Source organism: Phocaeicola faecicola, from assembly GCF_013618865.1.
Taxonomy (GTDB): domain Bacteria; phylum Bacteroidota; class Bacteroidia; order Bacteroidales; family Bacteroidaceae; genus Phocaeicola; species Phocaeicola faecicola.
This window is the reverse complement of the sequence record NZ_JABSOE010000060.1, coordinates 19974-31139: the sequence shown is the minus strand read 5'-3', so window position 1 is coordinate 31139 and position 11166 is coordinate 19974. Positions and strand designations below refer to the sequence as shown.

Here is an 11166-nt window from a genome sequence, read left to right as displayed (position 1 = left end):
AGGGGGCACCGTCGGCCAGCACCGTCGAGCTGCCCATCCACATTTCGGACTCGGACATGCCGCTGACCAGCGGCGCGGGGTGCAGGACGTACGCCGGCAGGTGCACGATACCGATTCCTGCCTGCGCAATCCACTGGTTGTGGACCTTGACGGACGGCGCCATTCCCTTGAGTATGCTTCCCGCCACACCTGCCAGTCCTCCTGCCGATGGCGGCACGGCTGTCGCCAGCCCCGCCATGAGGTCCGCCATGAGGTCGTACACCTTTCCCACGTGCGGCACGGGCATGATCGGTGACGGCGGCGTGACCGTAGGGTGCGTGTCTATCCCTATGGAGATGTCGTTGAACTTTGCCACTGGCATCCCGGGCATGGACGGCAGCATCCCCGCCAGCCCGCCCTGGAGCTCGTCAAGGGCGGCCTTGGAGTCCGTAAAAAGGTCGGCAAACCCCCGTCTGGCACTGTTGCTGTCAACGGTACCAGCTATATTCTTGAATATATCTGACATAGTGAGAATTTTTTAGGATGTAAAAAGGGGAGTAGCTGAAGAGTCCCGTCGGACCCTTCAGTTACTCCAGAGAAAGCTTATTTATGCGTCCTGTGCATAATCGCTGTTCCATTCATTTTCATCGTCACCCTTCGTTCCCTCCAGCTTGATGACAAAGCTCTTTGCCGGGAAATAGGGAGTCAGGTGAATGTCGAGGAAGATGCGGTCCTTCTGTTTCGGGTCCCTCTCGAAACGCAGGATCTTGAACTTTTCAATCAAACGTCCGGGACCTTGTATGCTATCAAGGAAATTGCTGATCTGACCGCGCAAGTCCCTTTCAGCCTTGCTGTTCCAATTCTCGAAAGCACGGCGGTTGAGAAAATCCATCAGGACCTTTGTCACCCAGTCGAATACACGGACGACCGAGTAGGTCTGCAAGCCGAGGTTGTCGCCGTTGAACAGTGTCTTGGCAGAGAAAGCCATCACCTTGCCGTATTCCTTTACCATCGGTATCAGACCGATCTTTTCCAGTTCGGAGATTTCGCTCTTCTTCAGGTTGAAAGCCACGCTGTCCACCTCGCTCATGGAGCCGTACTTCTTTCCGGCAGTGACCTGTGCCATCACCGTCTTGTACACACTGCCCGCCAGTGCTGCCGAAGGCGGAATCAGCAAGTCTTCGGTTTCTCCCAGTTCGGCATAGCGTCCGCGTCCTACCAGATAGTTGCAGGTCATGCAGACGTTGGACTTGTACACATCGCCGCCCGTCAGGTTGGAGTCGAAGAACATCTCGATGACATCGTCCGGCTTTTCAAGGTCGGCAAAATCGGTGTAAATCATGACCTTGTTGTCATGGGCTATTTTCGCCCATTTCTCCACCACCTTGTTGGAACCCAGGTATCCGGGGATTACCAGCAGAGAATAGTTGGTGCGCAGGTCCAGACGGTCATAGTTGGCACGAAGCTCGTCGGCAATGGCGTCGATAAAGAAAGAGTTGTCCAAATCGGTAAGCTGGTCCATTGAAGCATTGACGATGGATACGTTCTTGATCTTGTCGGAGTCCGTATTCTTGTAGAAAAGCATGACCGTGCGGTAGGATTTTTCCAACTGCTTCACTTCTTCCACCGCCTTCAACTGGTTTTGAGAAAGCAGGTCGGACACGGCGGCGGACTTTTTCTGGCACAAATCCACCATTTCGCTGATGGACTTGTTGCCTCCCAGCATGTCTATCCACATTTCAATTCTCTTGGTAAGCTCCTTGCGCTCGTTGGCCCGTTCCCTGTCGGTCAGGAAAATATTCCGGCGAGCCTTGCGTTCCGGATTCAGATTCTGTATGCCGTCCACCGAAGACTCCAAGACATTGAAGCCTCCGAACTTTGCCAATGCCTGTAGCTCCGCATTCAGGTTCCTGGCCTGTACCGCCGCCTGCTGTTGCTGTACGACGGCTTCCTTCTGTGTGTTCTGTTCACTCATAGTTCTCATTCGTTTACAGGATTAGACTTCTCGTTTGCCTTCAATTCGTCCAACATGATGGACAGCGTATTGACGAACGCCTTGCGTGTTTCCGGATTTTCCAGAACCCGTTGCAGCACCTTGTTCGAGCGCAAGGATTTCTCCATCCTGTCGGCGAACTGCTTTTCCGCATTCAGCCCCGAGAGGAAAGGACTCTGTTCCGTCATCTTCTTCACGGAGAAGTCCCCTACATTGTGGAAGCGGAAGTTTTCCTCTACGGGAGCGCCTTCCGCATCAGAGAACTCAATATCTATTTCCGGCATGAAATGTGCAAAGACCTCGTCAATGTTAGTCAGGCCGGTGACTACTTCGGGAGCTACCGGTTCGTCTTTTGTCAGCTGCTCAACCAATAGTGTCCGGTTTTGTGGAATCTCCGCAATACCTTCGGAGGCGTCAATTTTCACTTCATTTCCGCCTATTCCATAATTTCCCAAGTCCATACTCAGTTTGTTTTATAATTTAAAAAATATGTTAGTAAATCTCTTTCAACCAAAAAATCCTTTTTTTCTTCTGGCTTTCGCCTGCTGCATGGCCGGATTGTCAACCAGTTGTCTCCAATCATCCCCCAGCCATTCCTGAAGCTGCCCTTCCAGTACCTCGATGTCAACCGGGGCACGTACCTGCCTGCCCGTATGGAGCGCCAGGTATGCCGCATAGGTGAAGGTGGAGTTCCGCCTGATTTCTTCGGAAAGATAACTTCCACCCGCCAGCGCGAGCAGGAAATACTCGAAAGCCTGATTCAGCTTCCCTTCCTCGTAGCGCAAGAAGCCGGACATGCGGTATCCTTCCATGACATAGTAGGGGTCTTTCTGCCGGGTGGCCTTCTGCGCCATCCCGTCATACAGGGCAATTGCCTCTTCCCGCTTTTTCTCAGCCGTCAGAATGGCAGCCTTCATGGAAGTAGCCATTTTCCAGTAGCTGTATCCTGCCGCCTCGCCGCCTGCCATCGCCTTTTCCGCTTCCCGGATAGTATCGTCGCTATATCTGATGCTATGCCTGTATTCACGAATCGCATAACACGCTTCAGAGGCAATGAACAGGGCGGATATTTGTATATTCGTGTCCTTCAACTCTCCGGCAATATCCAGCAGTTTCCGAATCTCCTTTTCCAACAGTTTCCAATCCTGCTTTTGCGTGCAGTCCATGACGGCGCTTACCTGCCGGTTGAACCGGTTTTCGGGGGCAATCAGGTCATTCCCGGCATCGGCCCGCGCCATCCGGTTGTGAAGAGCCGCCGCCATATCGAACTTGGGGCGGATGTGGACGATGGCCGGCGACTCGTCCAGGCTGACACTCCTGTTTTTCTTCATGTCAATTGTTGTCAGCCGGATTCCCTGCGGAATGCCTTCTTCCAGTGTCCTTTTGAACCATTCGGCTCTGGAGAATCCCCGTTCCTGTCCCGGAGGAAAATAGATGCAGAAACAGGCATCTTCCAGCCCGGAAATGCATGACTTGAAGCGCAGCATCTCTTTCCACAGATTGCCTGCCGTATGTTCGGCAGACGTATCGGGAACATACTCTTCCTTCAGCAGCCCGTCGTGACGCAGTGCCTTAAGTATGTCGTATTTTTCCTCAACCTCCTCTGAGAACCAGCCGGCATATTCCATCCACAACTGTTCGGTGTATTCGTCCACTGTTCCTTCGTACGGCGTGTCGAAGCGGAAGAAAATATCTTCGAACTGTCCTACGGGAGAACGCTCGATTTCCAGGAACCTGTCAACCAAGTCCACGTCGTTCTGTCCGACAATCCATATAGCCAGCTTCCAGTCCTTTTTGTCGGCTATATCCGCCCAATAGTCGACCGCCTTGTAGTATTCCTGTATAACAGATGCAGATGCTCCCATATCCAGCCTTGTTTTTATGAGTTTAACTTTATGATTCCTCCTGTGACGGCTACATCGGCAGTCCCCTCGATAGCCAGGTTCATGCCCTTAACCATGCCCTTTTGGGTGCTCAGGTCATATTCTTTGGAGGCCTCCTGCTTGATGTTGGTACCCTTGTTGGCAATTATTTTCTTTTCACCGCTGAGTATCATTTTCTCGCCGCCAGACAGCAGTGTGATGCTTTTCTTTCCTTCAATGGAAATTGTATCAGATTGTAATCCGATGGATTTCCCGTCCATGATGATGACCGAATTCTCCTCGTTGGTGATGGTGACGGTCTTCTTTGCCATGATGGAAATGGTGTCTTTTCCGTCCAGAAGGATAAGCTGTTTCCCTGTCTGGTCCGTGATGGTGATGCTTCCGGTCTCATCATCGAAACAGATGGCGTTTCCGCTACGTGTGATGATGCTTTTTATCTTGTTGTCCTTGTCTCCGCCTTTTCCCGAATCCTTGTGGAACATGGCTCCGGTCACATAAGGACGATCCGGATTGCCGTGTTCGTAACCGACCATCACCTGATCTCCTACTTCCGGCACAAATACCAATCCCCGGTTCTTGGATACCGCATCGCTTGTTCCCGCATTAGGACTCTGTACCCTGATCCAGTTGGTTGTCTTTTCTTTTGGCTTTTGCCAGTCGAAGACCACTTTCACGCGTCCCTGTCCCTTTTCGTCATCATTTGCAGCCACCGTAGCCAATTCAGGCAATGCCAGCGGCATTTTTACGTCAGGAACAGGAATGTGTACCGTTCCGTCCGGGATTCCGACAAAAGTGTTCACGTAATGTCCGTCACGGTGTACCTCGTGTGTGATTTCGGTGATGCGGAATTTTCCCAAAGGCGGCAGGTTCATCCTGTCGGGGAAAACCACGTCAATAATCTCGCCGATCCTGATGCGGCATGTCTTGCCGATACCCTTTATATTCAAGAGGCCGGCACCAGACGAATTCTTAACAATTTTCATCTGTTCGTCCAATCCCTCCTTGTCGGTGACGTGCGGATTGGCCGCAGAGGTGGTCCGTGCGCTGTAAGCCTTCTCGGAACATCCGTGCGCGATGGACTGGAGGTCGTTCATCCCTTCCGGTTTGGCGGGCGTATCTGCACTATGCTGTTTGTTCTCCTGCGCTACATAATCATATCTTGCAGATTTCCCGGGAACCAGACTGGCTACCAGCCGTACCTCTTCCAAGTCCACATCGTACACGATTTTCTCCGTGTTGTCCTTATCGGGCTTGCCGAAATAGACTTTGGCACCATCGTAATAGAACCATTCCCCGTACTGGGCTGAAAGGCGGTTCATAAAGTCAAAGACGCTTTCGTTGTACTGTGCCATGTAGGGAATGGGCAAGGCATATTTGGGATTGGATGCCAAATTGACTTTTCCGTATTCCTGTGTCGCCTCCTTTATGATGGCAGACAATGACTGATCCGTCCATGAATCAAGCGTACTGTTGTTTTCATACAATATTGTAGGGCTTGTTCCGTGAATGGCCACTCCGCCTGTCTTGCCGACACTTCCAATCATTTCCACCTGATTGATGATTCCTTCGAAGTCGCAAGTCTCTCCGGTCTGCTTGTGGGCAAATGAAATGTTTGCCTTTTCTCCAATGTAACTGATGAATTTCTCCGGTGTCTGCTGGAAAGTGTTGTTAGGCGACAGATAGTTCACAATTACAGTGAATGTGTGATGCCGGTTGAACGCCTGATGAAGGCGTAAAGAAACGAACTTCTGTTCTTCTCCCTTTATGGTTACTTTGGCGGTTACCGAATTCAGAAAACTTGCTCCCATATTTATTATGTCTAAAGGTTCATATTGATTAATCCGACCAGTCGGTATGTTTTTGAGTGCCGAAATAACCGGAATTGGTATATCCCGGCACTCTAACAACTTTGACTAGAAATAACCATCAGTTATTTTCCGGCCAGTTCTGTTCAAATGAAGCATCGCCCATCTTTACCACTTGTGCCGAAATGGAGAATCTGATTGTCATCGGAAATGCATTCGCCACATCCAGTGCCTCCTTGTACTTCACTACATAACCGTTTTCAAATACCAGTTCCTTCATCTTGGCATCCTCGTCCGCTTTCTTGAAGACGATGCTTCCGTTTACAGGCTGATACTGCTTGAACATTTTGTCCAGTACAATCGTATCCGGAGTTGATTCAACTTCCACATTGATTGTACCACCGTAGATGTCAGATGCCGGACGACCCTTTGGGTCAGTATCACGGTTGAATTCGACATCCCATCTCAATACATCAAACTCTTTCGAGTCCGAAAACTTGAATGACGCTTTAAATGCCATATTCTCAGTTTTTTAAGTTAATAAAAATGTTAATTCTGAAATTTCCGCCGTTGATGACCGGTTGCCGGTATCCCCGACTTCTGATTTCGTTGCCCAATATATGGCATTCCCGGAAACTACAAAGCTTTTTCGGAAAAATTTTCGATTTTTCCTGAAAAAAATGGCTGCTGCCCTAAAAAAAACATCTATAAAAATGGCTGAATTTCAATTTTTACCTTATATTTGCGGTGTTCTCCTGTGCAATTTTTAAAATTCGATTGATTATGGATACAGGAGTTGGTTTCATTAATCTTGATGATTCTGTAAAAATTGCGCTTAACATAGCACTGGCAGTGGCCCGTGAAAATGCGAACGAGTATTATACACCTTCGCATCTGCTGAAGGCTCTACTTCACAAGGAAGTGGGGCTTAGAGATTTTTTGTCAAGTATAGGTAAGGATCTGGGGTATCTTGAGGAGTGGGCGGATGTCCATATCGAGCAATTCCCGAAATCCACCCAACTGTCCGAGATCAAGCCCTCGGAAAAGATTGACTGCGTGTTCCGTGCCGCCGATGACGTGCGTATAGAATTCGGCCTGTTCGACATCAGTCCGATATGCGTGCTGGCAGCCCTTGCAAAGCCGGGAATCGCCTTTTCGAGCGACCAGCTCAGGTCCTTTCCCATACTGGAAAAGGACATCCGTTCCATATATAATAATGAGCCGGCAAGCTGTTCCCCAGCTTTGGCCGAAGAAAGCCACGTTCCGGCATCCGGTTCTTCTTCCTTCTTATCCAAATACTGCATGGACCTTACCGCCGCAGCGGAGAACAGGCTGCATCCGGTAATCAACCGCGACCGCGAAAACCGCATGGTCATGGAGATATTAGGCAGCCGCAGCAAGTCCAACGTGCTGATTGTAGGAGATGCCGGGGTCGGAAAGACGGCTCTGGTCTACGGGCTTGCATGGGATATCGTAAACCATAAAGTGCCGTCCTTCTTGGAAGGAGCCCGTGTGTTCGAACTGGATAACGCCTCGCTCATAGCCGGGGCAACATACAAAGGAGAAATCGAGGACCGCCTGAAAAACATCCTGAAAGAGCTTCGCGCCATAGACAATGCCATCCTGTTTGTCGATGAAATCCATGTGCTGCTGGACAGCAGGCAGGGAAATTCGGGTGCCGGGAATGTGCTGAAGCCCGAACTGTCGCATGGCAACCTGACCGTGATAGGCGCCACGACCATTGACGAATACCGCAAGATAATCGAACCGGACCATGCGTTCAACCGTCGTTTCGAAGTGGTGCAAATCAATGAGCCGGACATGAAGTCCGCCATCCAGATGCTACATTCCGTACAGAAACAATATGTGGACTACCATCAGGTAAGAATCAGCGAGGAGGCGGTAGCCGAATGCGTCCGCCTTGCCAAACGATATGTGAAGGACCGCCGTTTGCCGGATTCCGCCATCGGGCTGCTGGACATGACACTCTCCGCCATCAAGATGGTGAACGAGACAGGAAAGAGCGATGCGAAAGCCCTTATTGCCCGACTGGACGAAATCGAGCGGGAGGAAAAGGAGACGGTAAAGAAGGAGGAAGAGCTGAGGGACCTGATATTCCTGATGCACAACAAGCTAAGCCCCATCCTGCTGGGTGTCATACCTGACGAGGCGGATGTCCATGAATTGCAGAAGCATGAGGAACTGGCCGCTTATCTGAGAAACGCATTGAATGCCATCCTGCGGTTTGCCGAAAAGAAGATAGAGGAGGTGGAAGTGTATGAGGTAGCCGCCGTTGTCGCCAGCAAGACAGGCATCCCTATCGGCAAAATACAGTCGCAGGAGAAAGAGCGCCTGCTCAATATGGAAGACTATCTGCGGCGTAGGGTCGTGGGGCAAGACCGCGCCCTGAAGACATTGACAGACGCCATTCTGGAATCCCGCAGCGGCATGAACAAGCCGGGGCAACCGATCGGCTCCTTCTTCCTGCTGGGACCTACCGGAACCGGAAAGACCGAACTTGCCAAGGCACTGGCAGAAACGCTGTTCAACGACGAGAAGTCCATGATACGGTTTGACATGTCGGAGTTCAAGGAAGAACATTCGGCCGCCCTGCTGTATGGTGCGCCTCCGGGATACGTGGGCTATGAGGAAGGCGGCATGCTGGTCAACAAGATACGCCAGCAGCCTTATGCCGTCGTGCTGTTTGACGAGATAGAGAAGGCACATCCGTCCGTATATGACATATTCCTGCAAGTCATGGACGAGGGAAAACTGCATGACCGGTTGGGAAAGGAAGGGGATTTCTCGAACTCGATTGTCCTGTTCACCTCGAATGTGGGAAGCGAGTGGCTGACGAAACAGCTGGAGGCGGGTAATGTGCCCACCACGAACCAGATAATGGAGGTGATGGGCCAGTATTTCCGTCCGGAATTCCTGGCACGCCTGTCGGAAATCGTTCCGTTCTCCCCCATCAGCGAGGATATTCTGTTGAAAATATTCGACATACAGTTTGACGGGGTCAGGAAACTGCTGGACAAGCAGGGTATCGGCATAACCATCAATGACGACGCCAGAAAGATGCTTGCCCATAAGGGATTTACCCCCAAATACGGCGCCCGCCAGGTTGCCGGGGTAATCCGCAACTATCTGCGCAGACCCATTTCGCGGCTTATCATCAGGGAGGAGCTGTGCCAGGGAAAGACACTGGAGGTCGGTCTGGACGAACGGAATGAATTAACCTTGAATATTCACCCATAAATCGAACGCACTATGTTTGGATATACAGTATTCTTAAAAATCGGCAATCAGGCAGCCACTTCGCTGACAGATATGTACAAGGACAGCTACCAACTGACAGGCTGTGAGTTCGGGTTCGCCCAAGGAATAGATGTCAAGGGGCAGGTACAGACGGAAGTCAAGGGAGGAACCTTTTATGTGACCTATCCCAACCTGCCCAACCGGGACATGATCCAGTGGATGCTGGACGCGCGCAAATACCAGAGCGGCGCCATCGTCGTGCATGACAACCAAGGCTCCGCACTTGAAAAGATACTCTTCGAGAAAGCGACCTGCGTGGATATGGAAATCAGCTATATCCGGCAGGGCAAGGGCTATATTGCGACCAAGCTGACCGTGCAGGCGCAGAAACTGATGTTCGGCACGGAGGAATTTGAAAACCAGTGGGTACTCTAAAAAAAGAAAATGTTATGGGACTCTTTAATTTTCCACAAGTGGACAGCAACGTGAATGTAACATTCTGCGTTGACGGCGACGAATATGAGGTAGCACAGTTCAAGATAGGTTTCCACCAGCCTGTTGACGGAAACAAGAACCAACCGGAAGGAGAAGTGCGCGGAGGGCGAATCATGATTACCCTTTCGCAAACGGTGAAAAACAATATCTACGGATGGGCCATCAAGCCGTGGGTAAAGAAGAACGGGTCGGTGCTGTTCAAGACCGGTACGTCCGGGGTGATATTTGAGGTGGCGTTTACAAATACGTACTGTGTCAGTCTGAGACGGGTTATAGAGGCTTTGGGACAAGGATTGTCAACAACTCTGATTCTATCTCCAGAGAGTGTAAGCGTGAATGGTATTGAATTTGATAATCGGTGGGTAAAATAAGAAATTATGCGATATGAAACAAATCAAATAATATCAATTGAAGAATATCTTTTTTTGCAAAACATGGGATTGCCTTACACTGGTTTTGTCAAAGGGAAAGGATATACTTTTCCTTATTATTCACCAGTGCAGATGCCTCTTATTGAAAATAATAGGATACAGTGGAATACTTGGATGAGTCACCCTATTAGGAAACAAATTTGGGATACTTCTCCTCAAGCTATATTTAGGAGCATGGATTATTCTCCTGAAGATATTATCAACCATATAAAGAAAGATAATGGCGATGGAACTGTAACCTTTAAATTAGGTATGGATAAGATTACTGTTTCATCAGACCCTAATAAACACAATATATATGTTCAAATAAATGAGACTTCTGACTCTTATAGAGTTAGTGTTTGTATTCATAACAAAGAGAATAATGAATCATATTATAAAACAATAGTATATGGTAGTGAAGAAATGATAAACAATGTATCTAAAGAGTCTACAGATATATTAGGTGTATTCAAAGATTTTGATGATTATAATACGAATGCTGGACTTGTTGCAGGGATAGCAGAAATAGGTCTAAATCCTGTTGTAGAAAGGATTCATCCTCTTAGACCTATTTATTATTCTGATGGACCTATTTATAAACCTGCTTTACCTGGATATAGTATAGGACCAATTTCAGGAAAGTTTGTGGAGAATAGTTTTAAATATATAAAAAAGTTTGGGATTGTTTCTAGCGTGTTGGGGGTTGCTTATGATTGTTATGATTATTATAAGGGCAATATATCTATAACAGAGTGTCTCGTAAACGGTTTTTTTACAGGTATTGGTCTAATATCATTACCAGGCGCTATAATTTCAACAACATATACGATTGTAGATGAATATTATCCTAATGGATGGGAGGGACTTTTTAAGGATTGTTCCAAAAATCTATATGAAATGTATATGAATCAAGTAGATGAAAATGGGGTAATGATGGCTCCATGGATTATGGGCAAATAAAACAGAATAATATGAATTGGTATAAGTATTGGTATTTTACGATTTACTTTATTTATGATAAATTCAGTAAAAATGCGGAGGATAATAAAATTTACTCTGTAGGAATGTTTACTTTAATTATTTATATGTTATATGGTGTGTTAAGTTGTTTGATAAATAGCGTATTTGATTCTAGAATATTAAAATATATTTCTCATCCAATTTTTCATATAATATTCATATTAGTTTTATATATGATTAACGCATGTCTTTTTGAGAACGAGATGAAAGTAAGAAAGGCACGAAGTGTTTACAAAGAAAATATTAGACAATCCAAAAATGTATTTTTTATATTATTGACGATTGGTGTAATTTTTACTTTTTATTTCTGTATGATTCAT

At 48.0% G+C, this 11166-nt stretch carries 9 protein-coding genes and 1 pseudogene; 4 read left to right on the top strand and 6 right to left on the bottom strand.

The features are described 5' to 3' along the window. The 6 genes and pseudogenes from H3001_RS14820 to tssD (H3001_RS14795) all read right to left on the bottom strand — a co-directional run. Positions 1-505: pseudogene (locus H3001_RS14820) on the bottom strand (DUF6531 domain-containing protein); the annotation flags it as partial. A gap of 81 nt (positions 506-586) precedes the next feature. Next, positions 587-1963 (bottom strand): DUF5458 family protein, encoded by a 1377-nt coding sequence (locus H3001_RS14815; protein ID WP_181215348.1) that lies wholly within the window; start codon positions 1961-1963, stop codon positions 587-589. Continuing rightward, complete coding sequence (locus tag H3001_RS14810; RefSeq protein ID WP_117929215.1) at positions 1960-2433, bottom strand: hypothetical protein; 474 nt, start codon at positions 2431-2433, stop codon at positions 1960-1962. Before H3001_RS14810 ends, H3001_RS14815 begins: the two co-directional genes overlap by 4 nt. A gap of 45 nt (positions 2434-2478) precedes the next feature. Then, positions 2479-3837, bottom strand: coding sequence for a hypothetical protein (locus tag H3001_RS14805; RefSeq protein ID WP_181215347.1), 1359 nt, complete (start codon positions 3835-3837; stop codon positions 2479-2481). Positions 3838-3851: 14 nt separating this feature from the next. Then, a complete protein-coding gene (locus H3001_RS14800; protein WP_181215346.1) occupies positions 3852-5663 on the bottom strand; it encodes a type VI secretion system Vgr family protein in 1812 nt (603 codons plus the stop codon). Positions 5664-5781: 118 nt separating this feature from the next. Next, positions 5782-6180: a type VI secretion system tube protein TssD gene (tssD, locus tag H3001_RS14795; protein WP_117929209.1), complete on the bottom strand. Its 399-nt coding sequence runs from the start codon at positions 6178-6180 to the stop codon at positions 5782-5784. 263 nt (positions 6181-6443) lie between these two features. Here tssD (H3001_RS14795) and H3001_RS14790 point away from each other — a divergent pair, with 263 nt between their 5' ends. From H3001_RS14790 to H3001_RS14775, 4 genes are read left to right on the top strand one after another with little or no spacing between them, the layout of a single operon-like run. After that, positions 6444-8918 (top strand): ATP-dependent Clp protease ATP-binding subunit, encoded by a 2475-nt coding sequence (locus H3001_RS14790; protein ID WP_181215345.1) that lies wholly within the window; start codon positions 6444-6446, stop codon positions 8916-8918. 12 nt (positions 8919-8930) lie between these two features. Continuing rightward, positions 8931-9353: a type VI secretion system tube protein TssD gene (gene tssD / locus H3001_RS14785; RefSeq protein ID WP_181215344.1), complete on the top strand. Its 423-nt coding sequence runs from the start codon at positions 8931-8933 to the stop codon at positions 9351-9353. Positions 9354-9367: 14 nt separating this feature from the next. Beyond that, positions 9368-9784: a type VI secretion system tube protein TssD gene (tssD, locus tag H3001_RS14780; protein ID WP_181215343.1), complete on the top strand. Its 417-nt coding sequence runs from the start codon at positions 9368-9370 to the stop codon at positions 9782-9784. A 6-nt stretch (positions 9785-9790) separates the two neighbouring features. After that, positions 9791-10786, top strand: a complete 996-nt coding sequence (locus tag H3001_RS14775) for a hypothetical protein (RefSeq protein WP_181215342.1) — start codon at positions 9791-9793, stop codon at positions 10784-10786. Positions 10787-11166 lie beyond the last annotated feature (380 nt).